The organism is Nocardiopsis tropica, from assembly GCF_042660575.1.
GTDB lineage: Bacteria > Actinomycetota > Actinomycetes > Streptosporangiales > Streptosporangiaceae > Nocardiopsis > Nocardiopsis tropica.
In genome coordinates this window covers 298,322-322,916 of the sequence record NZ_JBHSUF010000004.1, presented here as the reverse complement: position 1 = coordinate 322,916, position 24,595 = coordinate 298,322, and the positions used below count along the sequence as shown (strand labels likewise).

Genomic DNA, 24,595 nt, shown 5'->3' with positions numbered 1-24,595 from the left:
GGGCGGACAAGATAAGCCGGAAAGGGGCGATGGTCGGCTGACCGCGGCCCCGGCACACCGACACGGGGGTGACTCGCCGCGACGGACGCCCTCGTTCGTGATTGTCTTGCCGCGACGCCCCCGCCGCCGCTATGCGGGGGGTTGTCGGCGGCCAGAACCAGGACGAGCGGGCATGAACCACGCAGGACGGGTAGGCCACCCGGAACGCCCGGATGGGTCTCCCCTCTGATCTGCGAGAACACCTTGGGGTGTGGACAGGCGCGGCCTCGCGACCCGCCGACGGCGTGGGGCCGATCGCGGTCACTTCGGGTGATGTGTGCGTTCTCCGGACAAGCACCTTCCCTTCGTCGCATACTCACCTCGAAGGAGCCGTGCGGCGCGGGGTGGGCAGTGGTCGATCCGGAGAAGAGACAGGCGGCGACCGCGCGGTCGCGTCAGCTCGCCACGGCGGGAACGCTCACGTCCCGGCACGTGCGGCTGGCGGCCGCCGGGTGCGGAGTCAGCGAGCGCACCGTGTGGCGGTGGATCGACCCCGACGCCCCAGTCGTCGGCGGCCGGGTCCGCCCCGGGTACCGGCTCACCGACACCGACCGCGCCGCCTACGCCTTCTACCGCGACAACGCCACCGCCGTGCACCGCGCCCGCAGCTCCGTCGCCGGGGGCACGGACCTGTCGGCGGGCGTCCCGGTCCCGCTCGCTCACGCGGGCGCTCCTCTGCACACCCACGCGCTCTGCCGCGCGCTGGACTGGCCCCAGCATCGGCTCCAGGCCGCGCTCGGCCACCTCGGTGAGGTTGTGCCACAGGTGGAAGCGGCCGGCGACCTGGACAGCCTCGGGTGCTCCGACGCGGGCTCCGTCGGCGTAGGCCCCGGAGCGGTCCCGGCAGATCACCCGTGCTCCGGGGTGCTCCTTCAACCACGCCGCGAACGCGGAGGAGGTCCGACCGGGCAGGAGATCGACCGGCCGGTGGGTGCCCATGTCCAGAAGGACCGTCCCGTAGACGTTCCCGCGTTTCAGCGCGAAGTCGTCCACCCCCAGGGCCGAGGGCGCCGCGGCCAACTCGGGATCGGGCAGCGCCCGCAGCGAGCGCAGCAAAGTCATCCGGTTGACCGGCATCCCCAGCAGCTGGGCCAACCGAGCCCCCGCACGGCCGGCGAGCGCTCGCGCAATCGCGGTCATGGCTTCCTTGCGCGGCAGGCTGAACCGGCCATGAGGCGAGGTCAACCCGGGTATCTGTTCCGCGAACGTCACCGCCGGACAGTCCGGGTCAAGACACCGGAACCGGCGGATGCGCAACCGGATCACGACCTCTGCTCCGCCGACCGTGCTGTCGCGGACGGTGCGTTCATAGCGGCCATGCAAGCGGGTCGACTCCGTCCCACACCTTGGGCAGGCCTCGACAGCGGAACTCGCCCGAGCTACGGGATGGAGCATCCCCGGTGTCCGTTCCCCGCTTTCCACCACGAGCCCGGACAGATGCGGAAGAAGCCCTTCGATCCCCTGAAGTTCACACGCAGCTCAGAATCGCAGGCCCCCATAACTCTTCGTGAGCAAACCACAAGATCAGTGCCAGAACCCATCCCCGTGCTCGTCAACAGGAGGTCCGGCGCTGCCGGGCGCGGTGTGAGCAGGGTGTTTGGTACGGCGAACCGAGTACCCGTACAGTGCAGATGACGATGCGGACAGTGCATCACTTATGCGATGGGACCGTGGTGGCAGCCGAACAGAGTGGGAACCAGTCCGTCGAGCGGGCGATCAGCGTGCTCCGCGCCTTCCTGGAGGGAAAGCCCGAGCTTCGGGTGTCCGACATCGCGCGGCTGACCGGCATCGGACAGTCCACCGTCTCCCGGCTGCTGGCGACCCTGGAGTCCGCGCGCCTCATCGGCAAGGACGAGGACAGCGGGTTCTTCCGCCTCGGCATGGACCACGTGTCGCTGGCCGCCGCCTTCCTCAACGGCAACCCCGTGCACCGCGAGGCCCGCCCCGTGGCCCAGCGCCTGGCCCAGGAGCTCGGCCTCGGCGCCAACGTCGCGGTCCGGGACGGGGACTCCCTGTTCTACCTGTGCAACTTCGAGGGGGCCCTGGCGCCCAAGGCCCACGTGCTCATGGGCAGCCGCAACCCCCTGCACGCCACCGGCCTGGGCAAGTGCCTGCTGCTGTCGAGCACCGCAGAGCAGCGCCGCGCCCTGCTCGGGGACGACCTCCACGCCTACACCGTCTCCACCGTCACCGGTCACGACGCCCTGGACGCGGAGATCGAGCGCTCCCGGGCACGGGGCTACGCCACCGAGGTCGAGGAACTCGCCCTGGGGAGGGCCTGCGTGGCCGCCCCCGTCCGCGACGTCACCGGCGAGATCGTCGCGGGCCTGTCCGTGTCCGGGCCGCTGAGCGCGATCGACCTGCAGCACCGCGAGGCGGAGCTCGCCGGGACCGTCATCGAGGCCGCCGACCGCGTCGCCCTGGCCCTGGGCTACCAGGCCCACCGCATCCTCGCCCCGAGGGGCTGACCCGGCCGGGGTCGCGCGCCGCGTCCGGGAAGGGCCGGGTCCCGTCCCCGGTCAGGCCCCCATGGCGTCCATCCATCCCTCTATGTGGGACGGTGTTCGACAAAGTGGGACGCCTCGCGTTACCTGTCGGCATAAGGCCAGACCACGGCACGACGGAACGGATGCGATGGACGACTACTCGGCGGCCCGGCTCGTGGCGCTGGACTGGGGCACCAGCTCCTGCCGCGCCTACCTCCTGACGGAGGACGGAACCGTCCTCGACCACAGGTCCACGGACGACGGCGTCATGCGCGTCACGGCCGGCGCGCGCGAGGCGGGCGAGAGCAGGGAACAGGCCTTCGACCGGGCGCTGCGCTCCCTGTGCCTGGACTGGGTGGAGGCCGCCCCCCGGGCGCTGCCCGTCGTCGCGAGCGGCATGGTCGGCAGCGACCAGGGCTGGGCCCAGGCGCCCTACGTCGAGCTCCCGGTCGACCCGCTGGCGACCGCGCTGCCCCTGACGAGGGTCGAGTCCTCCCTGGGGCCGGTCCACATCCTGCCCGGGCTCACCGCCCCGGGGCCCCTGCCCGGCCTCCTGCGCGGCGAGGAGACCCAGGTCGTCGGCGCGCTGCTCGCCGACGTCGCGGGGGACGCCACCGCGCAGCCCGGCGGGGGACGCGAACGGACCGTCGTCCTGCCCGGCACCCACGCCAAGTGGGTGCGGCTGCGCGGCTCCGCCGTCACCGGCTTCACCACCCACATGAGCGGCGAGGTCTACGCGCTGCTCATGGAGAACAGCATCCTCGGCCGCCTCGCCCGGCCGGCGGAGGGCGACCGGTGGGAGGCCTACGAGCGGGGCCTGGACGTGGCGATGGGCCCCGACGGGGACCCCGGGCTCCTCGGAACCCTCTTCTCCGCCCGCTCCCTCGTCGTCACCGGCCGGCTCCGGCCCGACCAGGTCGGCGACTACGTCTCCGGCCTCGTCATCGGCAGCGAGGTCCGCGGCGAGCTCCGCGGCGGTGCGGACACGCCGGGCGCGGACGACGTCCTCCTCCTGGGGACCGACGACCTGTGCGACCGCTACGGGCGCGCGCTCTCCCGGGCGGGCGTGGCCTCCGCCCGCGGAGCCACGGGGACCACCCCCCGCGCCCTGGCCCACCTCGCCCGGCGCGCGGGACTGCTCGGCGACGGCTCCGGCACGGCCGGACCCGACGACGCGGACCGCGCACCCGCAGCCCCCTGACGACCCACGCCCGTCCGCGCGGCCGGTGGAACACCGGCGGGACCGGACGGCCAGACGACCCATGGAGAGAACCATGACCGACACACGCCGCCCCAGCGGGCTCATCGCCATCCTGCGCGGCCTGCCCGCCGCGGACGCCGCCCGCGTGGGCTCCGCCCTCTACGAGACCGGGATGCGCACCCTGGAGGTGCCCCTGAACTCCCCGGACCCCCTGCGCGCCATCGAGGTCCTGCGCGAGGAGCTGCCCGACGACGCCCGGGTGGGCGCCGGGACCGTCCTCACCACCGCGCAGGCGCGCTCCGTGCACGACGCGGGCGGTCAGATCGTGGTGTCGCCCAACGTCGACGCCGACGTCGTCCGCGAGACCGTCGCGCTGGGCATGGACTCCTACCCGGGCGTGGCCACGGTCACGGAGGCGTTCACCGCCGTGCACGCCGGCGCCCGCGCGGTCAAGCTCTTCCCCTCCACCCAGGTGGGCATCGACGGGATGAAGGCCTGGCGCGCGGTGCTGCCCGCCGACCTCGAACTCGTCCCCGTCGGCGGGATCGGCGCCGCCTCCCTGGGCGCGTGGGTCGAGGCGGGCGCCACCGGCTTCGGCATCGGCTCCGCCGTCTACCGCCCGGGGATCGCCGAGGAGGAGATGGTCGCGGTCGCCGCGGAACTCGTCGGAGCCTGGGACGAGGCGGCCCCGCGACTGCGCCGGCTGGGGGCGGACGGCCCCGCGACCAGCCGCTGAGGCCGCGGCGGGGCCCCGGGCGGTGAACGGCGGCCCCTCCCTTCTCGGTATCCTCGGCAGCGCCCCACGACGTATCCGCGAGAGGACTCCACCATGACCACCGAGCAGAGCCACGACGCCCTGGAAGGGCAGTTCGAGCGGGCCCAGAAGGACTACGCGGACCTGGCCGCCCGCGGCCTCTCGCTGGACCTCACCCGGGGCAAGCCCGCGCCCGAGCAGCTGGACCTCTCCGAGGCCCTGCTCGGCCTCCCCGGCGACACGCACACCGCCGCAGACGGCACGGACGTGCGCAACTACGGCGGGCTCCAGGGCCTGCCCGAGCTGCGCGAGATCTTCGCCGGGGTCCTCCAGACGCCGGTCGGACAGCTGCTCGCCCTCGGCAACTCCAGCCTCGAGCTGATGCACGACAGCATCGTGCACGCCCTCCTCGGCGTCCTGCCGGGCTCCGAGCGCCGCTGGGTCGACGAGGAGCGCATCGCCTTCCTGTGCCCCGTCCCCGGCTACGACCGCCACTTCGCCCTGTGCGAGCGCTTCGGCATCGAGATGATCCCGGTCGCGATGACCCCCGAGGGCCCCGACATGGACGAGGTGGAGCGCCTGGCCGCCGCGGACCCCGCGGTCAAGGGCATCTGGTGCGTGCCCAAGTACAGCAACCCGGACGGCGTCAGCTACAGCGACGAGACCGTGGCCCGCCTCGCGGCCATGCCGACCGCCGCCCCCGACTTCCGGATCTTCTGGGACAACGCCTACGCCGCGCACCACCTCACCGACGAGCCCGTCGAGATCGCCGACGTCCTCGCGGCGTGCGCCGACAGCGGCAACCCCGACCGGGTGTTCGTCTTCGGGTCCAGCTCGAAGATCACCTTCGCCGGCTCCGGCGTCGCCTTCTTCGGCTCCTCGCCCGCCAACGTCAAGTGGCTGCTCGCCAACAACAGCAAGCGCTCCATCGGCCCCGACAAGGTCAACCAGCTGCGCCACGCGCAGTTCCTGCGCGACGAGGCGGGTGTGCGCGCCCACATGGACCGCCAGCGCGACCTGCTGCGGCCCAAGTTCGACGCCGTGCAGCGGATCCTGGAGGCGGAGCTCGGCGGCACCGGCCTGGCCACGTGGACCGAGCCCAAGGGCGGCTACTTCGTCACCCTGCGGGTCCAGGACGGCTGCGCCAAGGAGGTCGTCCGCCGGGCGTCCGAGGCGGGCATCGTGCTCACCCCCGCCGGCGCCACCCACCCCTACGGCGACGACCCGGACGACGCCACCATCCGCATCGCGCCCAGCTACCCCGGCCAGGAGGACCTGGAGCAGGCCATGCACGGCCTGACGGTCTGCGTGCGCCTGGTGGGGATCGAGAAGCAGCTGAAGGGCTGACCCAGGGGGCCGGGGCGGCCGACGGCCGCCCCGGCGCCCCGTTCCCGTGGAACGGGAACGGCCCCGCCCGCGTTCGCGCGGGCGGGGCCGTGGTGCTTCTGGGGCCGGGTCAGCAGACGCTGTCACTCGGCTTGGGCACGCCCAGGCCGAACAGGGTGCGGGCGCGCAGCCCGGCCCAGGTCCCGGCCAGCGCGAAGACCGCCCACAGCCACCCGTGCAGGCTCCCCGAGCCGATTCCGGCCAGGTAGGCGCCGATGTTGCAGCCCCCGGCCAGACGGGCGCCGATGCCCATCAGGACGCCGCCCGCCAGCCCGGCGGCGACCAGGTTCCAGCTCAGGCCGGTGTGCAGCTTCCACGTCCCGGCGGCGCCGGCGGCCACCGCCGCGCCGAGGATGATCCCGATGTTGGTGAGGCTGTTCTTGTCCTGGAGCACGGGGCCGGCCAGCTGCTCGGCCTGGGCCGGCTGGCTCCAGAACGCCCAGGTCTCCGGGTGCAGGCCGACCAGCTGCAGGGCCTTGGCCCCCCACAGGTTGAACGCCGAGGTGATGCCCCAGGGGCCGCCGGAGACCACCAGCACGGCGGTGCCGAGCACGGCCAGGACCAGCGCCCCGGCGATCAGCGGCCAGCTGCCGCGCACCACGCGCAGCGCGCCCCGGGCCGAGGGCGGGGCGCCCACGGGCGGCGGGACGCGGCGGTTCTGCACCGCCCGGGTGCCCACGACCAGCGCCGCCAGCAGGGCGATCGTGATCGCCCAGGAGCCGCCCCAGCCGACGTGGTCGGAGAGCAGGAACGGCGGCAGCGCGGGCAGGTCCGCGACCAGCGGCCACGCGGCGCTGTAGATCACCGAGCCCGCGATGAACCCGACCAGGGTGATGACGATCGCGGACTGGCCGGAGCCGACCGCGAAGAGGGTGCCCGAGGCGCAGGCGCCGCCGAGCTGCATGCCGATCCCGAACAGGAACGCCCCCAGGAACAGGGCGATGCCGATGGGGCCGGCCGACGGCGCCGGGGCGCTGCCGAACAGTCCGGTTCCGGTGCCGATGACCAGGGCGAACAGGGTTGCGGTCGTGCCCAGCAGCACGGCGTGCGCGCGCAGGCCCGTGCCGTTGCCCACGGCGAGGAACTGTCGCCAGGCCGAGGTGAAGCCGAACCGCGAGTGGAACAGGGTGAAGCCGAGGCCGGTGCCCAGGACCAGCAGGACGGCGGGCAGCGCCCCGTGCGCGTTCCACACGTAGGCGGCCAGCGCGAGCGCGCCCGCCAGGGCGATGCCCAGCGGCCACCAGCGGACCGGCTCAGCCTCGGCGGCCCGGGGCGGGGGCACGGAGAGGGCGGGCCGCCAGGTCAGGGCGAGGGCGGGCGAGACGGTCGCCGTGGCGGTGCCGGCGGCCGACCCGGGGGCGTCGGCGGCGGGGCCGTCGACGCTTCCCACCGAGTCGGTATTTCCGGGCGGTGAGGTGGGGTTAGTGGTCATGCGGGTGCTGTCCAAACCATGCGGTGGCGGGGAACGGCGGCGGTCCTGGGGCGGACCGGTGCCGTGGAACAGGGATGACTGCGTCCGGAGGGACGGGGACCGGTACCGGGCACGGGCGCCCGTGAGGAGGCGGGGGAGGGAACCCCGGGGCCTCGCGTCAGCGCACGCCGTCGCGGCACCGGCGGCGACAGAGGCCGTCATCGGTGCTCGTCAGCGACATGGAGATGAGGACCATGCGCAGGAAGCGGGCTGTATCGGACACGGCGAACATTCTAGGACACAGCACTCGTACGGCAACGGGCGGGCACCGTGTGACGCGCCACCACGGGGCCGAGGGGACGCCGGGGTGCGACCGGGCGGTAGCGGAGGAAGCCGGGGCGGGGGCGGACCGGAGCGGAACCGGGGGAGGGGCCGCCCCGCCCGGGGCGCCGCCGCGCACCCCGGACGGGGCCGCCCCCTCGGGCCCGGCTCCACGTGCTGCCGGACGGGGCGCCGACCCGGCCCGCCGCGCTCACTCCGTCGCGTCCACGCCCTTGGGCAGCACCACGACCGGCACCGTGGCGCTGTGCAGCACCCCCTGGCTCACCGATCCCAGGATCAGGCCCCGGATACTGCCCCGGCCGCGCGAGCCGACCACGATCAGGTCCGCCTCGGCCCCCGCCTCGACCAGGGCGTCCACCGGGTTGCGCTCGGTGCGCACGACGCTGATGTCCACGTCCTCGGTGCTCTCGTCCATGACCTCGGCCAGCACGCCCGAGACCAGCTCCTCCGAGCGCCGGTCCAGCAGGTCGTCCGGCGGGGTCCAGCCGGCCGCGACCAGCGACTCGGTGGCGAACGGCATCGGGACCTCCCAGCTGTTCACCACCACGACCGAGGCCGCGCCGCCGCGCACGGCCTCGTGCAGGGCGAAGCCCAGCGCGCGCCGTGAGTCCTCCGAGCCGTCCACGCCCACCACGATCCGCTGGGGTTCGCGCAGGGGTGGGGTCTCGCCCTCCGGGGCGGGGACGACGACCACCGGGCACTCGGCGTGGGAGGCGAGGCGCACGCCCGCGGAGCCGGCGAGGGCGGAGCGGACCGGTCCGAGCCCGCGCGTGCCCACGACCACCAGGTCGTGCGGGCCGGTGCGGTGCAGCAGGGCGAGCGGGGGCTCCTCCAGGGCGAGGACCGTCTGCACGTCCACCTCCGGCCGGAGGGAGCGCGCGTGCTCGGCGGCCTCGGCCAGGATGCGCCGGCCCTGGTCGGCGATCTCCTCCGATGCGGGGAAGCGCGTCGGCCCGGTGTAGACGGACACCACCAGCGGCATGGACAGCGCGTGCACCACGTACAGGGGAACACCCCGTCGCACGGCCTCGGCCGTCGCCCACTCCAGCGCCGACCGCCCGGTCGGCGATCCGTCGACCCCCACCGCGACCTTGGGGGATGGTAGCTGCTCGTCCGCCATGAAACCTCCTTCGTCCGGGGATGTCGGATTCCCCGTCGAGACTGCCGTACCCGGGATCTCCAGCCCCAACAGTCCCGTGGCGTGGCGGGAAATTCGTCACACCGGACGACGTGCGTCCCGGGCCCTCCGGCTCATGGGCGGGCCGGGGCGGGGCCGGAGGGTCCGGAGTGGAGGCCGGAGGGCCCGGAGGGCGGCCGGTCCTACACCGCGCCGGTGTGCGCGTCCAGCCCGGCCCCGATCAGCTTGAGCGTGGGCCGGTGGTCCACCACGGCGGCGAGCCTGACCAGTTCGGCGTGGGAGGTCCCGTCCCCGATCCGGCCCAGCGCCGTCGCGCACGCGTTGGCGAGCGCCGGCCTGTCCGGCCCCTGGCCGGGGACCCTGACCAGGGCCTTCTCCAGCAGCGCGCCCAACCCGCTCGCGGTGTGCGCGTGCCCGGGGAGGAAGGACAGGAGCCGTACGAGGCCGCGGACGGCGATGTCGTTGAAGCGGTCGTGCCGGACGTCGTTCTCCAGCGGCAGCGAACGCGGTTCCCCCACCAGGGCCAGCCAGCCCAGCACCCGCTCCCGGAACTCGTCCGCGTCGACCCCCGCGAGCAGCGCCCGGCCCCTCCTCTCCCAGGTCGCGCTCGGCCTGCTCGCCTTCGCCGTCGCGGCGTGCGCGACCAGGTCGCGCCACGCGTCCGGGAGGTCCGCCAGCTCGGCGAGAGCGTGGTCCGTCCACTCGTCGCCCGCGTTGAGCACCGGGTGGGCGGTGAGCAGGCGCACGACCTCGCCCAGGGGCACGTCGGACCCGTAGCCCTCGCCCCAGTAGCGCCGCAGGGTCCGGCCGAAGCTGACCGGGACGTCGCGTCCGGAGACCAGTTCCACCCAGACCATGTGGACACAGCCCTGACCCCAGAAGGTCGCCGCCGTCGCGGCCGACAGCGCCTCCTGGCGCGTGTGCGCCATGAGGTCGTCGGGGCGCCCCGGGGCGAGCATCGCGTGCATCCTGGCGATCCTGTCCCGCCGCGCCCACGAGTCTGTCGCCCCGTACAGCTCGACGCAGACCTGTGCGAGGCGGTCCCGGAGGTCCCCGGGCAGGGTCGGGAGCAGCCTCGCCCCGCCGAACTCCTTGTCCGCCAGGACCATCTCGCACGCCGCCGCCGCGTCGACCGGGAGGACCTCGCGCCACATGGCCTCGAACTCGTCTGAGAGCGTGAGCCCGCCCGGGAGCGGGGGGAAGAGGAGCGCCGCCTCCAGCCACAGGGTCAACTCCGTCCTCTCCGGGGTCCGTGCCCCCTCGCGGAGCGAGCGGGCCTCACCCGCGAGCCGCTCCCTCACCTCCGGGGGAAGGGCCCGCAGGCCGGACATCACCCGGAGGAAGGAGTCGGAGGCGAGCACCGCCTCGACCTCCGCGGAACCGTCGCGCCCGAGGACCTCGCGGACCACGGGTTCGAGGTCCTCGAACCGCAGCAGGTTCAGCTGGTAGTGCGAGAGGGCCGTGTGCAGCCAGAGGACGCTGTTCCTCCGCTCCGACGTCTGTGCGGCCCCGTGGAGCTCGGCCAGGGCGTCCGTCAGGCGGTGCCGCTGCCACTCGTGGAGGCCCCGCAGGCGCTCTGCCGTCCGGCGGGGGTTCCCGGCGGCGAGGGCGGTCTCACAGGCGTCGGCGATGTCGCGGGAGGAGGCGGCGACCAGGACCTCGATCTCGAGGTGGTCCTCCTCCAGGAAGTCCAGCCGGCACCCCAGCAGCGCGGTGTGCAGCGTGAGGACGGCGTTCCGCCGTTCGGGGGTCGCCGCTGCCTCCCTGTACAGCTCGACGCAATGTTGTGCCAGCCGTCTCACGGCCTTGGTGGGGAGGTCGGACAGTCCCTTCGCCGCGTGCGGGAAACCCGGGTGGGCGAGGGCCCGTTCGCACGCCGCGGCGGGATCGTCGCGTTCGACGTCGGCCAGAACGGAGGCGGGGAGTGGGGGCGCTTCATGCGTCGCTTGGGTCATGCGCCGACCCTAGGGACACCTGCCGACAGCGCGTATCGGCTCAAGGGAGGAGAGGGGTGGTGGGAGCCGTTGGGAGCCGGCGGGGCGAGGACGGGGCTGTACATTGGGCTTTCGCGCCACCGGGACGGGATGGTTGCACGCGGCGCGGCCAGTCCGGTTGGTCGGAGGAGAACGTGCTTACTCGTGACGTAGAACCCCTAAAGGCTTATATGTCCTCGGTGTCTGTTTTTCGAGAAGTTGGAAAATCGGCTGCTTGCCACTGGTAAGTTTGCTGGTCGTTCGCTCTGCTCCCCGCGCACGCGGGGATGGACCCAGCCCGACACAGGCCCGGCGGGCGCTGAGGCCGCTGCTCCCCGCGCACGCGGGGATGGACCCAGCACCTGCACGTCGGCGGGGGCGGCCAGGTCGGGCCCGTACCCGGCCGTGGCCTGCTCCCCGTGCACGCGGGGATGGACCCCGGTTGAGGTTTCGAGGCCCGGCGGGAGGTGGCTGCTCCCCGCGCACGCGGGGATGGACCCCTGGGCGAGTCCCCGAAGGAACAGCGGCGCCGGGTGCCTGCTCCCCGCGCACGCGGGGATGGACCCGGGGTTCGCCGGGCGGGTCCTGTGGTTCGACGCTGAACGTGGTGGAGAACTCCCACGGCATCCACGGCGAGATCCTCTACGGCAAGACCGGCGAGCTGTCCTCCAACCGGCGTGAGGAGCAGGAGCTGACCATGCTCGCCCTGCACATCCTCCAGGCGTGCTCGTAGGCGGTCTGGGCCCGGGTGCGGTACTCCTCCAGGCGGCCCGGGGCGACGTCGAGCTGGTCGGCGACGAAGGCCACCGCGCGTTCGGGGACCCGGGTGGGGTGGTCGGGTTGGAACACCCCGAGCGTGCGTACCGGGCCCCACTGCACGGCCCACCCCAGCCGGGTGGTGGGGGTGCGTTTGCCCGTGGCCAGTCCCAGGGCGTGGGGGGCGAGGCGGAAGAACTGTTCCAGGTCGCCCGCCGAGAGCTCGGCGGGGAAGCGGGCGTAGCGGGCGATCTGCTCATCGGAGAGGTATTCATGCGGCATGGCCATGAACGTAGGGGCCGCGAACAGGACAGGCCGGCCCCGTCACCGAACCGTCGTCCAGATCACGGCTCTACCGCTAGATCCTGTAGCAATCCTCCTCAACCCCCGTGATCAAGTCAGGGTCAGCTCGCGGATCGCCATCTCCTCGGGTCCTGCGGCAGTGCCTCTCCCGGGTTCAAAGAGGGGAGTTCATTCGGTCGGGGCGGGACAGATACTGCCGATGACCTGTTTCAGCGGCCCGTGTGATCGCCTCGAGTACCCGGTGGCGATCGAGTGCGACCGCGAAATCCGGCGCATCGGCGGTTCCGTCGCGGAGGTCGGCGGCGAACTGGGCGTAGAGGCGGGCGACCCCCGCTGCGGGTGCGTCGAGTTGCAGGTCGGGAGCCGCATAAGCGGGAGGGACCTGCAGCACTTGGACAGGCTCGCTGCCGCGGCGCAGCGTGATGGTGAAATCGGTGAAATGGATGTAGCCCGACGCCGACTCCACACGCACACTGCCCTCGGTGCCCTGGATCTCCCATACCATCGCCGAGCCGGCAGACTGCCCGGCACTGTAGTGCAGCGAAGTGACGATTCCGCCTTCGAGAACGCCGGCGACGACGATCTCATCCGGCGCGTCCTTCGGCAGCGACGCGCCATCGGAGAGGCGGATGCCGTCACCGCGCTGATTGGCGACGACGGCGGACAGACTCTCGAACGCGCCGAGCACGCGCGCAAGCGGTTCGAGCCCGTGGCCGAGCATGATGCTCAGAAGCGTGGCGCCATGCTTTGCGTGAGCCATGTACTCGACCGGCGGGTCATATCGGCCGACCCACATGTCGTCGGTCAAATGCGCTCGGATGCTCGTGCTGAGCGGCTTGCCGATCACGCCTTGCGCGATGAGGTCGCGAAGGAAGAGGATCGGCGGGTGCAGGCCGCCCTGCAACCCGACAACCGTCCGCAGCCGTCGCTCGCGGGCAAACCCCTCCAGAGCTTCGGCCTCCGACAGGTTTCTTGCGAGCGGCCATTCGCAATAAACCATCTTGCCCGCGGCCAGCGCGTCGGAAACAATCTGCTTGTGCTCCGGCACCTTGACCGTAACCACCACCAGGTCGACCTCTGGTCGCACGACCAGAGCCTCATGTGTGTCGAAGGCGAGATCGGCGCCCAGCCGACGAGCGGTCGCGTTCGCGCTCTCCATGCGAGTCGTACTGACGGCGCGGATCTGGAACGCGTCGAGCGCCTGCAGCGCCGGGACGTGAGCAATTCCGCCCCAACCCCGATCTGCACTAGCCCCGATAAGGCCGACGCCGATCCGGGTATTTGCTGAATTCTTCATCAGGATGCTCCTGCCGTGTGCAGCCCCGGCAAAGCCCTCCGGGATTTGTCACGATGATTCGTTTCCGGACAAATGCGTGGGCACTCGGGCTCACCATGGCGAGCGAGCAATGATTGCCGTTCGCGTAGCGGCCGCGGGGTTCGAGCCCGAGTGACCCAGGCGCAGGTTTTACACGTGAGCCCAGTGGGCCTCGAGTTCGCGCGCGACATCGGCCGGACGCTCTATCATCGGCCAGTGCGAGCTGCGCAGCTTGAAGACGGCACGTGCGCGTGTGGCATTACCGAGCTCGTCGGCGAAGCGGTGGGGAAGAAACGGATCGTCCAGGCCCCAGATCACTAGCGCTGGTGCGGTCACCTTGCTCAAACCTGGCTTCCACTCCGCCCCGACCTCGATCGCCGAACGGTAAAGGGCGAGAATGCTTGCTCTCATAGTGGCATCGAGATGCCGGACCGATTCGTTTGCCGCGTCGCGCGGCATCTGTGCTTCGTTGAGGCTTGCTGCGAACGCCTCGAGGTCGAGGTCCGCCATCCATTGCTCGCCCTCGCCTGGAGTTTGCCAGATCTTGGCAAGATAGTGCCACGGATACTCCGGATCGATTGGTCCGCTGATGCCTGTCCATGTCCGGACCAGATCTGGTCGGATGGACGAGAGACGGCCCGTGAGCAGAGATCCCCAATCATGACCGACCAGGTCGACGGGTTCGCCGATTTCTTCGATCTTCTTAACAAGCCAATCGAGATACTCTTCTTTCGTCGACGTGAATCCCTCTGGCAGGGGTACGCCAAACCCGGGGAGATCGATCGTCATAATATCTTCGCGTTGAAGATGGGAACGGACGGTGTCCCAAAGCCGGTGGGTGTCAGGTACGCCATGGACGAGGACTGCAGGCATTTCGGATTCTCCACTTGTTTGTTGTCGTGGTTGAATGGCCGGTCGGCCGGGTCAGGGAAGGAGGATGACCTTGCCGTGGGTGTGGCCCGTGGCGACGAGGCGATGAGCGTCCGCGGCCTCGTCGAGTGGGAAGCTCCGGCCGATGCGTGCGGTCCATGCGCCGGCGGCGATCAGATTCAGGGCTTCCTGGACAGGGCCGCGGTCGCGGTTCCCGCTGCCCCCGGGGCTGAACGCGACGCCGTATTGTGCGGCATCGCGGTCGGCGAGCGTCACGATCCGGTCGGGGCCGCCGAGAAGATCGACGAGGGTGGGAAGGAGCCCCTTGCCGGCGGTGTCGAGCGCGGCGTCGACCCCGCCCGGAGCGGCGGCACGGATGCGATCGACCAGGCCCGGGCCGTGGGCGACAGGGGTCGCTCCGAGACTCCTGACGAAGTCGGCGTTGGCAGTCCCGGCGACGCCGATCACCGTCACACCGCGCTGTCGCGCGAACTGCACGGCGGCGCCGCCCAGAGCACCGCTCGCGCCGGTGACCACGAGCGTATGACCCGGGCGAATGTTCAAAAGCCCGAGAGCCCTCGCCGCGTTGTCGGCGCCGATGACAGTAGCCGCGGCCTCCTCGAAGGAAACGCCGTCGGGGATCGTCGCGAAGTTGCTGCTGACCGTGTACTCGGCGTAGGAGCCCTGGGTGGCGGAGTCCGGCCACCCGGCGACGCGGTCGCCGACCACGCCCTCGTCGACGCCCGGGCCGACCGCCTCGACGACGCCGGCGAACTCGAATCCGATGATGGCGGGAGCACGCAGGCGGAACGCTCCGGCGCGTGCCTGGATCTCCGCCGGGTTCACCCCGGCGGCGTGAACCCGCACCAGTACTTGGCCCGGACCCGGCACCGGTCGCGGAGCCTCCGCAATCCGCAACACGGAGGGTTCGCCGAACGAGGTGATGACGGCGGCTTTCATGATGATCCTTCTCATATACGAGGGCTATTTGCTCGCACCGTTCAGAACGGTGTCAGGTCAGGAAGACCGGAGGTTTCTCGCCCCGCAGGCGGTAGTCGGGCCGGGGCCGTTCGAGGCGGATCGATTTCAGTACGGTGTACGCGTGGTACTTGGTCTGGGTGGTGGCTCCTGCCAGCCTTTCCCACCAGAGCCGGCCATCGCTCGTCTCCTTCTCGAGGACGTGGCGGGTGGTGTAGTTCGCGATGGAGCTGATTCAGTTCCCGGTACCGACGAAGATTCTGTTCCAGCCGGTGCCGGTCACGATGTCGCGGAATTCGAAGGGCCCGTCCTGCGCTTCGAGAACAGCGGCGCGCGCGGAGGTGGTCATACGCCGTGAGCCTGCCGCGAAGCGCCGCGAGGGCCATGGTGACGAGGGACTGAAATCATCAACGACTCCCTGATAGGGGGGTGGGCCTCAGGAACCCTTCAGCGGGCCCTAACCTATGGCGGCCGCCCGTGCCCGCAAATCGGTCGCCGTATCCGTCACGGCAGTAATGCACGGTGCCGCGAGGTGCGGTGGCCTAACTGCCGGACGCCGGTCCGGGCGGCTTGTCCGACTCGGGCGATGAGACGGCTGTTGTGGGCGGCGTGCTGGAAACCCGGGGTGTGGTGGGTGCCGTTCGTGATGTCGCGGGCCAGGCTGGCGTAGACCTCGCCGACGTCGATGGAAGCGCCCGTCCAGATGTCGGCGGCGGTGGGTCCCGCGCCGCAGCCCAGCAGACACGCGAGAGGATCCACCAGACCTCCGGCCAGGCCCGCGAGCTGTCCGAGCGGTCCAGGGCGGGCCGCGAGCGCCAGGAGAGCGCGCCCCCCGCGCCCGCCCCGGCGCCGGTCCGCAGGGCCAGGACGCCGAGCCCCGTTCCCCCGCCCTCAGCGCCCCCGCAGCCCTAGCGGCACGCCCCGCCGGGCCCCACCCGCGGCCGCGGCCCCGGCTACGGCCGGTAGTCTTCCCCGGGCTGTTTGCCTGGTCATCGGCGATCTTCCGTGGGATCGGAGTCGGCTGTCTGGAGAACGTCTAAGTTACCCGCGGGTTAGTTGGCACTTGGTGACACGCTCCTTACCGACACCCCTAGGGACACCTGCCGACAGGGCGTATCGGCTCAAAGGAGGAGAGGGGCGGTGGGAGCCGGTGGGAGCTCCCGGGGCGAGGACGGGGCTGTACATTGGGCTTTCGCGCCACCGGGACCGGGATGGTTGCACGCGGCGCGGCCCGGCTCGTCGGAGGAAAACATGCCTACTCGCGACTTGGAACCCCTGAAGGGCGCTATGTCCTCGGTGTCGGTTTTTCGAGAAGTTGGAAAATCGGCTGCTTACCGCTGGTAAGTTTGCTGGTCGTTCGCTCTGCTCCCCGCGCACGCGGGGATGGACCCCCGCAGCGGCGTGTTCCTGCCGAGCTGGCCGTCTGCTCCCCGCGCACGCGGGGATGGACCCTTGGCGACCTTCCCGGCCGCCGCGGGCTGGACCTGCTCCCCGCGCACGCGGGGATGGACCCAGGCCCGCCCTGGCGCCGTCCTCTCAAAAGCCTGCCCGCGCTTCGTGCGGGCAGGCTTCCGTTTGCGCAGCATCAACGCGCCTCAGGACAGGGGGCATCACCAGCCTTGGGAACGCTTACCCACCGCTGCTCACTGCGTCGCGAACCGCCGGACGAACCACCGGGTAAGAACCCCGTCGACCGCCGCCGTCGTGGGCAACTGGGGAGCCGGTTCCAACCCAGGCTCATCGGCCAGCGGGTGGGCCAGGTCCGGCACAGTCGTCAGCTCGATCTCATCCGGATGCGCGTACTGCCCACGAAGTGTCTTGACCAGGGAGAAAGCATCTTCGCGCAACGTCGGGTGGTCGCGCTCGCCGCTGACCAGCAGCAGCGGGGGCTCTCCGCTCAGCTCTCCGGCACGGCCGACGAAATCCAAGTCGTCGGCCGCTCTGCGGGATTCGGCGGTCCAAACGTAAGGCTGGTCGAGCCCGGTCGCGAGGAGTTCGACGGCCGCGCTCACCCGCACAGCGGGATTGACGAGCGCGACCGCCCCGATCGGTGTCGGCGGGGCTGTGAGCACTTGCAGAGCCACCGCGCCGCCAAGCGATGCACCGAGGATGCCGATCGGCTGGTCGTCGACCGGTAGCTGACGGTGCAGCTCGGCCAGCGCGGCCGGAAACTCCTCTACGGCCTGGTGGACGATCGGACCGAGGTACGCCAACAGGATGTCTTCGCGAGCGAGTTCGAGGTGTCTGTCGAGACGGCCCTCGACCATACGCGGACCACACAGCGGCATACCGAGGTGGACCCGCCAGGAAGGAACACCGGCCATGGGCAGTGCCGCTGCGAAGGCCGCGTCCGTTCGGGGTGCGTCCAGCATGTGCCAGGTCACGATCAACGGCGCACGGTCGTTGCCCGTCCCGGACGGCGGGAGGGCTGTGAACGGCACGCCTGCGGCTATACCGGTGATCGCATCCATACACACTCCTACGGCTTTCGGGGGTACGTCGCCAACCGTAGGGGAGCTCTACCGAGCGCGGACGCCCTTTCTGCTGCGGGCATACCTCCGGTCCCCGACCACGGGCCGAGATGCGCGGGCAAGCAGGCCCGGACGGGACGGCCCCAGGTCGTCTGCGCCGCTGCCATAGTGCCCCCCGCACACGCGGGGATGGTCCCCGCCGCTGATCGCCAGCACGGCCCTGGACCTGGTGCTCCTCGAACGCGAGGGGTCGGCCACGGTGACGGGCGCGCTACTGTAGCCCTGCCGAATTCCCCTGTTCGTGCTGCGGGTCTGTCCGGCTTCTTCAAGCCGGGGTCGTAGAGGTTCCATGGGGTGGTTCGTTTGTTGGAGAAAAATATGCTTCATTGCGAACAAGAGTCTCTAAAGTCCCCTATGTCATCCGTGTCGGTTTTTCGAGAAGTTGGAAAATCGGCCGCTTGCCACTGGTAAGTTCGCTGGTCGTTCGCGCTGCTCCCCGCGCACGCGGGGATGGACCCGATCGGCGGGTCCGCGGGGAAGTCCAGGATCACTGCTCCCCGCGCACGCGGGGATGGACCCCGACCGGCCCGGCCCCGGCCCCTGCGCCTGAGCCCCGGCTGCTCCCCGCGCACGTGGGGATGGGCCCAGGGCAGGCAGTGGCGCATGCAGCTCAGGGAAGCCGCCCGTCCATGTTGTCCTCGACCAGCTCGCGAGCGCGGCGAACCAGGGCTTCTCGCACCTCGTCCGGCGCCAGGACACGCAGCGGGGTGGCCAGGCCGAGCAGGTACCCGGCGAGACCGTTCGCGTCGGGTCCACCGATATCGACGACGGTGGCTTCGGGGCCCTCCGGACGGTGGGTGCCAATCGTCGGCGGAATCAGCCGGAGCGCCTGTTCCATCGGCAGCGGGAGGCGGATTCTCGCATAGAGCGGATACCTACCGCCCGCCAGTGAATCGGAGACGAGCAGCGCCGGGTCCGGTGGATCGACGAGTTCCACCGCGTGCCCTGTGGGCCGTATCCGCTCGACCCTGTCGGCGCGGAATGTCCGCCACTCGTCGCGAGCCACGTCGCGGGCGACGAAGTACCAGTGGCGACCCGTGTGCACCAGGCGATAGGGATCGGCGTCCCGGTCCGTCGCCCGCCCCTCGCGGTCACGGTAGGACAGGCGGACACGTTCACCCCCGCGGCAGGCGGCGACCAGTTCCAGCAGCATGTCCGGCGCGATCTGCGGCCGACCGGGCCTGGTCGTGTGCACGAAGGCCGAGTCCATCTCACCGAGTCGGCCCGCGACCCGCGGCTGCAGGGCCTGGCGCAGCTTCAACAGGGCTGACAACGCGGCCTGGTCGCTACCGAGAACACCGCTGAGCGCGGCCTCGCGCAGCCCGACGGCGACGGCCAGCGCCTCCTCGTCGTCGAGGACCAGCGGTGGTATCCGGGTACCGCCGCCGAGACTGTAACCGCCCCACGGTCCGGGATCGGACTCGATTCCGTAGCCGAGTTCCCTGAGCCTGGCGACGTCGCGCCGCACCGTGCGCTCGTTGACCGCTATACGTTCGGCCAGTTCGCGGCAGGTCCACGATGGTTGTGCGGACAGCAGGGAAAGCAGATGGAGGAGACGGGCGGATGTGCTGATCACGTCCTGAAGTCTCTCCCACGACCAGGACCGAACCTGTCCTGGTCGCGTTCTAACGTGCTGCCCATGAGCACTGAAACCACGCCTCTGCCCTCGATGCGCTACACGGCCGTCACCTTCGACTGCCCCGACCCCGCCGAACTGGCCCGCTTCTACGGCAAAGCCCTCGACCTGCCTGTGGCCTACTCCAGCGACGACTTCATCCTGCTCGGTCAGGAGGGGGCGCCTGGTCTGGGCTTCTCCCGGCTGCCGGGTTACCAACGGCCCACCTGGCCGGACCCCGACCGGGAGAAGCGGGCGCACATCGAGCTGGGTGTCGACGATCTGGACGCCGCCCAGGCCGGGCTCCTGGCCCTGGGCGCGATCGAACCCCCGAGTCAGCCCGAGCCCGACCGGTGGAGGGTTCTGCTCGACCCCGCCGGACATCCGTTCTGCATCTCCACCCTGGTCTGAATGCCGTTCACTCTCGATGGAATTCGGAAAAGGGACCAGGCCAAAGAGCCATAGGGCCCATCAGGTGTGCAGGAGGCCAGTCGGGAAGCCCCACCTTTGAGGCCGAAGAAGGTTCGGCATGACGGTGGTCGGATGAGAATGACGCTGATTATGCCTCTATGGCGTCAAACTCTGCTATGTCCTCAGTGTCGGTTTCTTGAGAAGTTGGAAAATCGGCTGCTTGCCGCTGGTAAGTTCGCTGGTGATCTGCTGTGCTCCCCGCGCACGCGGGGATGGACCCACACTCACTCGCACACCGACGTGTGCATGCCCCTGTCTCCTCGCGTATGCGGGGATGGGCCTGCACGGGTCCGGTTCAGGGGGTCGTGCGCTGGCACCATTGGCGGACCGCCACCCCCAGGTAGGCGGTGTCCTGGGCCTCGACCCGTCTGCGGGCGGCTTCCAGCCGGGCTCGAGCGGCGTCGAACTGCTGCTGGGCGGCGATCTGTTCCAGGCGTGCCAGACCGGCGGCGGCGTCCGCGGCGGACCGTTCCCGCTCCTGCATGACGCGGGACGCGAGGCGTTCGGCGTGCTCGGTGTAGCGGGGAACGAGAGGGGTCCCGTCGCTCGCATGCGGGGGCCTGGACCGGGTGGTCACCGGTTTCCTCCTTCTACGGGCCGGGCTCGGTGAGGGCCTTCGTGGTGCGCCGGACTCCTCGGGGCAGGGGTCCGGCGCGAACCACGGTCGCCCAGGGGACATGCTGTCCACGGCCCGTCCGGGCGATTCAGGGCTGCGGCGAGGGCTTCCCGGCGCGCAGTGTCTCGATGAGGGTCGCGACGTGTCCGGCGTCGCCCATCGCTCCGACCTCCAGGGCCAGGGCGTGGACCGCCTCCAGGGCGCGGACGACCTCGGTGCTGCCCGTTCCGGCGTTCAGGACGTGGGTGATCTGCGACCTGGGGTAGCGGCGGTGTCCGCCGAGGGTCTTGACCGAGGCCAGGCGGCCGTCTTTTTCCCAGCGGGTGACGGTCTTGGGGTCCACGCGGAAGAGGCGGGCGACCTCTCCGGGGGTGAGCAGGGCCTCGGCGTTCTCGACCAGGTCGGGCAGGGGTGCGGTGGGCACGGTGGTTCTCCGTCAGCGTGTGTCGTCGGTTGTCGGGCGTGTACGGGTGGGTGATCGATGGTGGGTGGGGGTCGGGTCCGGTCCGGGGAAGTACGACCGGACCCGAGTGGGTGGGGCGGGGCCGCCGGCCCCCCTTTTCGGCGGCGGCCCCGCGGCCCGGCGCGAACGCACCGGGCGGGGAACCTCCGGGCGGACCGGTGCCGCCCGGAGGTGGTTCTCAGGGGGAGCGGCCGGAGGCGACCGTACGGGTCACGTGGCGCATCTGCCGGGAGAGTCGGTCGGGGTCGGCGTAGCGAAGTGGGGTCACCGTGGCGGGGCCGAGGAAGAACGCCACCCACACGCGCAGGGAGTACGACCACATCACCCACCAGCCCGGGTGGTGGTAGGTGAGCGATGCGGCCACCTGCCGGTACTCGCGGTCCAGCTCCGGTGTCCCCCCGCTCACGGGTTCTCCACCTTCGCGCGGATCGTCAGCGGTCCCGACCCTGCACCGGGGATCGCCCAGTCCCACTCCCAATAAACGGCGATCTGGTCCACCAGATGCAGGCCCGGGAGGGGCGTGAGGCGGGGGTCACCCAACCGGGGGTAGGGGATGACGGAGTCCGGGCGGGGGCCGCGGTCGGTGACCGCGATGGTGATGAGGAACGGGTTGACGTCGAGGACCACCCGCACGGTTCCGCCGGGGTCCCCGCTGAGTGTGTGCTGGTGGGCGTTCGAGGCGAGCGCTTCGGCCACCAGCGAGACCGGTTTCGCGGCCCTCCGGGGGGTCATGGCCCGCACCCACTTGGCCAGGGCGGTGTAGTCGCGCTCGTGGCCGAGGACTATGCCGTGCCGGTGGGGCTCGGAGAACCCGATCCGATGCGGGTACGGGACACCGGCGGGCTCAGGGTCTGCGTCTGTTTTTGGTGCGGTGGTACCGGTAGGCTTCATTTGCTTCACCTCGTGTCTTTTCGGGACAGGTGGGGCATTTGCCTTGGAGGTCGTTGTGAGCGGCCTCCGAGGCTCTTTTGTGTCAGGGGTGTCCACTTCCTCCCGCGCCGTCAGGCGGGGAGGAGCGGCCTGTGCTGCCCGAGCGCCTTGCCGAGATCTCGGTAAGGCGCTGGGGTCGACCCCCGGTGACGACAAGATCCCATCCCGCAGCAGCGTTTTGAAGAGCAATAAACGTTCTGGCCAGTACCGAATAGTTAGTCGCAAGTTCTGACAACTTTTCGTAGACTTGGGACTACCATCTTTGGTTACATGGGGTCATGGAAGATGAGCGGAACCCCTCAGATGTCCGCTTTGGGCAAGCCCTCATGCGCGCGCGGAAGCGGGCAGGCATCCAGCAGGCCGTGCTCGCGCGACACCTCACCTGCACACCCGGACATGTTTCCCATATAGAGAACGGTCGCCGAAAGCTGGACGAATCGAAGGTCGCTGACCTGGATGAGTTCCTAGAGGCGAAGGGGAGGCTGGTCCGCACCTATGAGGAGGTTTACCAGCCAGAACACGTGGACTGGATCGGCGAGTTCCGCCAGATGCAAGCTGACGCTGAGATGATTCGTGAATATCAGAACAGCTTGGTTCCTGGTACGATCCAGCATCCCGAGTACGCAGCGGCTACCATCGCGGCGGGCGCTCCATGGCTGAGTCATATCGAGGCCAAGGAACGGCTTAAAGAGCGAATGGGTTGGAGCAAAGAAGTCCTGCGGGACGGCGGTCCGCAATACCATGTCGTTCTCGACGACATTACGGTAATGCGTCCGATTGGCCCGAACCAGTTAATGGTCAAGCAGATCACCAAGATCATCGAACTGGCTGAGACCGGGCGGATCATGGTGCAGCTCCACGGCTGGGACCAGCACCCACACGCCGGTCTCGACGGGCCGTTCTCGCTGCTAACGTCCTCGGCAGCACCCGATCTTGTGCACGTGGAGTCGGTCTACCGTGGCCAAAACACGGATGACCTGAAGGACGTGCGGCGGTTCATGATGCTGTTCAGTAGATTACAGGCGACCGCGAGGTCACCGCTGGAGTCCGTGAAGGTCCTCAAGGAGATGAGGGAGAAGTATGGCCAGCCGTAAGGGCGAGTGGCACAAGTCCAAGTACAGCTCAGGTGGGCAGAACTGCGTCGAGGCCCGCGAGGACGCGGAGGGCGCGGACGTGCGCGACACTCAGAACCGCGACCTCGGGCACCTCAGCTTCGACCGTAGGGAGTGGACGGCGTTGACTCTTGTCGCGTCCGTTGGTCTGAGGTAGTTGCAGGCTGTCATGGGTTCGGCCCTCGCCAGCGATATTGGCGGGGGCCGATCCCGTGTTCTGCGGGTTCAGGCTACCCCGGGTGCGCGACACACCACCAGGACCAAAGACCCCACCCGCAGTCCCGCCCCCAACCGGGCCACCGGGTGGGGGCGTCTCGCGGACGTTGGTGCCGGTATGCCACCCGAACCCCGGCCTCACCTCAGGGAACAGCGGACACACTGCCCGAACGGCTACCCCACCGTGGCAGCCGAGCCCAGCGGCCGTAGAACCCCGGCCGGGGAACCCGCCCACAACCGGGTCCCTCCCGCGTCCACGGTCACCCCCAGCTGTTCCCGGCCCGGCCGACCCGCCCGCTGCCACTCCTCCCACGCCGCGCCGACCTCCGCCCACAGGTCCCGGCCCCCGGCGCGTTCGGTGGCGTAGGGGCCGCCGGCCGGTGTGTACTCGCCCAGCGCCCATGACCCGTCCGGGGTGGCCACGTACACGGACGCCTCGCCCGCGCACTCGGGCCGCTCCTCTGACGCCTCGTAGACGGCGTACCGCAGGTCGGGCACCAGGTGTCCGAGAACCAGTTGCCATCCGGGGTGCTCGTAGGCGACCAGGCGGGGGTTCACGGTGGTGGTTCCGGCCTGCTTGCCGGGGTCCTCCTCGTCCACCAGGTCCCGGATGCGGCGGCTGTCGGGACGCTGGGAGCGCAACACCATGAACGGGGCCTCACCGACGATCCGCCCGTGCGCGGTGTCGTCCTCCCCGACCTCCAGTCGCACCAGCACCCCGGGGCGGGTCCCCACCTCCCAGGGGGTCACGATCACCCCGCCCGGCCACGTCTGCCCCACCCAGGCGTGGGGGATGGACCCGCGGGCCGCCACGGTGGAGATCACCCGGTGGAAGCGGTCCGTGCCGAGACCGGTTTCCAGGTGCTCGGCGCCGTCCTCGTCCAGCACGGTCGGCCGGTAACCAGCACGGTCGAGGTTGTCGACGGCGACCCGGGCGAGCTCTGTGTCGATCTCGGCGGAGACCACCGCCTTCTCCCCGAGTGCGTGACAGAGCAGCGCCGTGTTGTACCCGCTCCCCGTGCCGATCTCCAGCACCCGGTGCCCCTCGGCGGCGTCGAGCTGTTGGAGCATGTCCACGACCAGCGACGGTTGGCTGAGGCTGGAGGTCCGCAACCTGCCCCACCCGGGTTCGCCGTTCGGACCCCCGGCCGGGTTGCCGTCGTCCACCTGGGTCGCGAGCGCGTAGTCCTCATGCGCCCAACGGGCGTGGTCGGGGTCCTCGCGGCTGACCGGCATGTAGTAGCCGGGGTGGTCGGTGGAGGTGACCCACACGGTGTCGGGGATGAACCCGGCCCGGTCCACCGCGAGGATCGCCCGGTGCCACTGGGGGTCGATGATGTGGCCCGCGATGGTGAGGGCGCGGGCCAGACGGGCGCCGGGTGTGGTCACCGGTTGGGGTCCTTGCCGTCGCCGGACTGGGTGGGGAGGGGTTCGCTTCCGTGCTTCTTGGGGTCTTGGCCGTCGCCGCTGGCAGAGCCGCCTTTGCCGGTGTTGGTGCTGTCGGGTTTGCCGTGATCTCCCACGTGGTCCTCCAAAGGATCGAGGGCTGTCACCACGGGCACAGTAACCCACCGTCCGGTCACTGTGAGTGGTTTCGGCTGGAAGTGGCCACCCCGCGCAATCCACCGTCCCAACGCGCGACATGGGGGAGCGGGACACACGGTCGCCCCGGCGGGTCCCGCATCCACG

The 24,595-nt window shown here is 70.7% G+C and carries 22 protein-coding genes and 3 pseudogenes; 8 read left to right on the top strand and 17 right to left on the bottom strand.

Annotation, left to right across the window (positions count from 1 at the left end; genetic code table 11):
* Positions 1-300 precede the first annotated feature (300 nt).
* A complete protein-coding gene (locus tag ACFQBR_RS08905) occupies positions 301-1,434 on the bottom strand; it encodes an ISL3 family transposase (protein WP_344177462.1) in 1,134 nt (377 codons plus the stop codon).
* Between the two features lie 278 nt (positions 1,435-1,712).
* On the opposite strand from ACFQBR_RS08905, the gene ACFQBR_RS08900 reads away from it, so the two are divergent.
* The 4 genes from ACFQBR_RS08900 to ACFQBR_RS08885 all read left to right on the top strand — a co-directional run bounded on the left by ACFQBR_RS08900 (position 1,713) and on the right by ACFQBR_RS08885 (position 5,827).
* On the top strand, positions 1,713-2,507 hold the full coding sequence (locus ACFQBR_RS08900; RefSeq protein ID WP_344177388.1) for an IclR family transcriptional regulator: 795 nt from the start codon (positions 1,713-1,715) through the stop codon (positions 2,505-2,507).
* Positions 2,508-2,673: 166 nt separating this feature from the next.
* Entirely contained in the window at positions 2,674-3,726 is a 1,053-nt protein-coding gene (locus tag ACFQBR_RS08895; protein WP_344177385.1) for a 2-dehydro-3-deoxygalactonokinase, read from the top strand.
* A gap of 73 nt (positions 3,727-3,799) precedes the next feature.
* Positions 3,800-4,462 carry a 2-dehydro-3-deoxy-6-phosphogalactonate aldolase gene (locus ACFQBR_RS08890; protein ID WP_344177383.1) on the top strand — a complete coding sequence of 221 codons (663 nt, stop codon included), beginning with the start codon at positions 3,800-3,802 and terminating at the stop codon, positions 4,460-4,462.
* 93 nt (positions 4,463-4,555) lie between these two features.
* The gene (locus ACFQBR_RS08885; RefSeq protein WP_267949733.1) at positions 4,556-5,827 is read left to right on the top strand and encodes an aspartate aminotransferase type Ic; all 1,272 of its coding nucleotides are present in this window, start codon (positions 4,556-4,558) and stop codon (positions 5,825-5,827) included.
* A 109-nt stretch (positions 5,828-5,936) separates the two neighbouring features.
* Here the strand turns inward: ACFQBR_RS08885 and ACFQBR_RS08880 are convergent, their stop codons facing one another.
* From ACFQBR_RS08880 to ACFQBR_RS08870, 3 genes are all read right to left on the bottom strand, one after another.
* Positions 5,937-7,298, bottom strand: coding sequence for a YeeE/YedE family protein (locus ACFQBR_RS08880; RefSeq protein WP_344177380.1), 1,362 nt, complete (start codon positions 7,296-7,298; stop codon positions 5,937-5,939).
* 511 nt (positions 7,299-7,809) lie between these two features.
* Positions 7,810-8,739 (bottom strand): universal stress protein, encoded by a 930-nt coding sequence (locus tag ACFQBR_RS08875; RefSeq protein ID WP_344177378.1) that lies wholly within the window; start codon positions 8,737-8,739, stop codon positions 7,810-7,812.
* A gap of 200 nt (positions 8,740-8,939) precedes the next feature.
* Entirely contained in the window at positions 8,940-10,712 is a 1,773-nt protein-coding gene (locus ACFQBR_RS08870; RefSeq protein ID WP_344177376.1) for a hypothetical protein, read from the bottom strand.
* Positions 10,713-11,319: 607 nt separating this feature from the next.
* On the opposite strand from ACFQBR_RS08870, the pseudogene ACFQBR_RS33670 reads away from it, so the two are divergent.
* Positions 11,320-11,457: pseudogene (locus tag ACFQBR_RS33670) on the top strand (Tn3 family transposase); the annotation flags it as partial.
* A 5-nt stretch (positions 11,458-11,462) separates the two neighbouring features.
* On the opposite strand, the pseudogene ACFQBR_RS08860 reads toward ACFQBR_RS33670, so the two are convergent.
* The 7 genes and pseudogenes from ACFQBR_RS08860 to ACFQBR_RS08830 form a co-directional block, all read right to left on the bottom strand.
* Positions 11,463-11,768, bottom strand: a pseudogene (locus tag ACFQBR_RS08860) (DUF4158 domain-containing protein); the annotation flags it as partial.
* Positions 11,769-11,943: 175 nt separating this feature from the next.
* Entirely contained in the window at positions 11,944-13,086 is a 1,143-nt protein-coding gene (locus ACFQBR_RS08855) for a Gfo/Idh/MocA family protein (protein WP_344177372.1), read from the bottom strand.
* Positions 13,087-13,254: 168 nt separating this feature from the next.
* Complete coding sequence (locus ACFQBR_RS08850) at positions 13,255-13,977, bottom strand: alpha/beta fold hydrolase (RefSeq protein WP_344177369.1); 723 nt, start codon at positions 13,975-13,977, stop codon at positions 13,255-13,257.
* 51 nt (positions 13,978-14,028) lie between these two features.
* A complete protein-coding gene (locus ACFQBR_RS08845) occupies positions 14,029-14,934 on the bottom strand; it encodes an NADP-dependent oxidoreductase (protein WP_344177367.1) in 906 nt (301 codons plus the stop codon).
* Between the two features lie 522 nt (positions 14,935-15,456).
* On the bottom strand, positions 15,457-15,711 hold the full coding sequence (locus tag ACFQBR_RS08840; protein ID WP_344177365.1) for a hypothetical protein: 255 nt from the start codon (positions 15,709-15,711) through the stop codon (positions 15,457-15,459).
* Between the two features lie 884 nt (positions 15,712-16,595).
* A complete protein-coding gene (locus ACFQBR_RS08835) occupies positions 16,596-17,423 on the bottom strand; it encodes an alpha/beta hydrolase family protein (protein WP_344177363.1) in 828 nt (275 codons plus the stop codon).
* 670 nt (positions 17,424-18,093) lie between these two features.
* Positions 18,094-19,059 (bottom strand): helix-turn-helix transcriptional regulator, encoded by a 966-nt coding sequence (locus ACFQBR_RS08830; protein ID WP_344177360.1) that lies wholly within the window; start codon positions 19,057-19,059, stop codon positions 18,094-18,096.
* A 63-nt stretch (positions 19,060-19,122) separates the two neighbouring features.
* Between ACFQBR_RS08830 and ACFQBR_RS08825 the strand changes: the two genes are divergently transcribed.
* Positions 19,123-19,509, top strand: coding sequence for a VOC family protein (locus tag ACFQBR_RS08825; RefSeq protein ID WP_344177358.1), 387 nt, complete (start codon positions 19,123-19,125; stop codon positions 19,507-19,509).
* 355 nt (positions 19,510-19,864) lie between these two features.
* On the opposite strand, the gene ACFQBR_RS08820 is transcribed toward ACFQBR_RS08825, so the two are convergent.
* From ACFQBR_RS08820 to ACFQBR_RS08805, 4 genes and pseudogenes are all read right to left on the bottom strand, one after another.
* Positions 19,865-20,146 carry a hypothetical protein gene (locus tag ACFQBR_RS08820; protein WP_344177356.1) on the bottom strand — a complete coding sequence of 94 codons (282 nt, stop codon included), beginning with the start codon at positions 20,144-20,146 and terminating at the stop codon, positions 19,865-19,867.
* Positions 20,147-20,420: 274 nt separating this feature from the next.
* Positions 20,421-20,585 (bottom strand): annotated as a pseudogene (locus ACFQBR_RS08815) (BldC family transcriptional regulator); the annotation flags it as partial.
* A 241-nt stretch (positions 20,586-20,826) separates the two neighbouring features.
* Positions 20,827-21,054: a hypothetical protein gene (locus ACFQBR_RS08810; RefSeq protein ID WP_344177354.1), complete on the bottom strand. Its 228-nt coding sequence runs from the start codon at positions 21,052-21,054 to the stop codon at positions 20,827-20,829.
* Complete coding sequence (locus tag ACFQBR_RS08805) at positions 21,051-21,539, bottom strand: ATP-binding protein (protein ID WP_344177352.1); 489 nt, start codon at positions 21,537-21,539, stop codon at positions 21,051-21,053. The genes ACFQBR_RS08810 and ACFQBR_RS08805 overlap by 4 nt, the downstream gene beginning before the upstream one ends.
* Before the next feature lie 317 nt (positions 21,540-21,856).
* Between ACFQBR_RS08805 and ACFQBR_RS08800 the strand changes: the two genes are divergently transcribed.
* Positions 21,857-22,672, top strand: a complete 816-nt coding sequence (locus ACFQBR_RS08800; RefSeq protein ID WP_344177350.1) for a helix-turn-helix domain-containing protein — start codon at positions 21,857-21,859, stop codon at positions 22,670-22,672.
* Positions 22,659-22,847: a DUF397 domain-containing protein gene (locus ACFQBR_RS08795; protein WP_344177347.1), complete on the top strand. Its 189-nt coding sequence runs from the start codon at positions 22,659-22,661 to the stop codon at positions 22,845-22,847. Before ACFQBR_RS08800 ends, ACFQBR_RS08795 begins: the two co-directional genes overlap by 14 nt.
* 233 nt (positions 22,848-23,080) lie before the next feature.
* Here the strand turns inward: ACFQBR_RS08795 and ACFQBR_RS08790 are convergent, their stop codons facing one another.
* Both ACFQBR_RS08790 and ACFQBR_RS08785 read right to left on the bottom strand, forming a co-directional pair.
* Entirely contained in the window at positions 23,081-24,295 is a 1,215-nt protein-coding gene (locus ACFQBR_RS08790) for a methyltransferase domain-containing protein (RefSeq protein WP_344177345.1), read from the bottom strand.
* On the bottom strand, positions 24,292-24,468 hold the full coding sequence (locus ACFQBR_RS08785) for a hypothetical protein (RefSeq protein ID WP_352982759.1): 177 nt from the start codon (positions 24,466-24,468) through the stop codon (positions 24,292-24,294). Before ACFQBR_RS08785 ends, ACFQBR_RS08790 begins: the two co-directional genes overlap by 4 nt.
* Between the last annotated feature and the right edge of the window lie 127 nt (positions 24,469-24,595).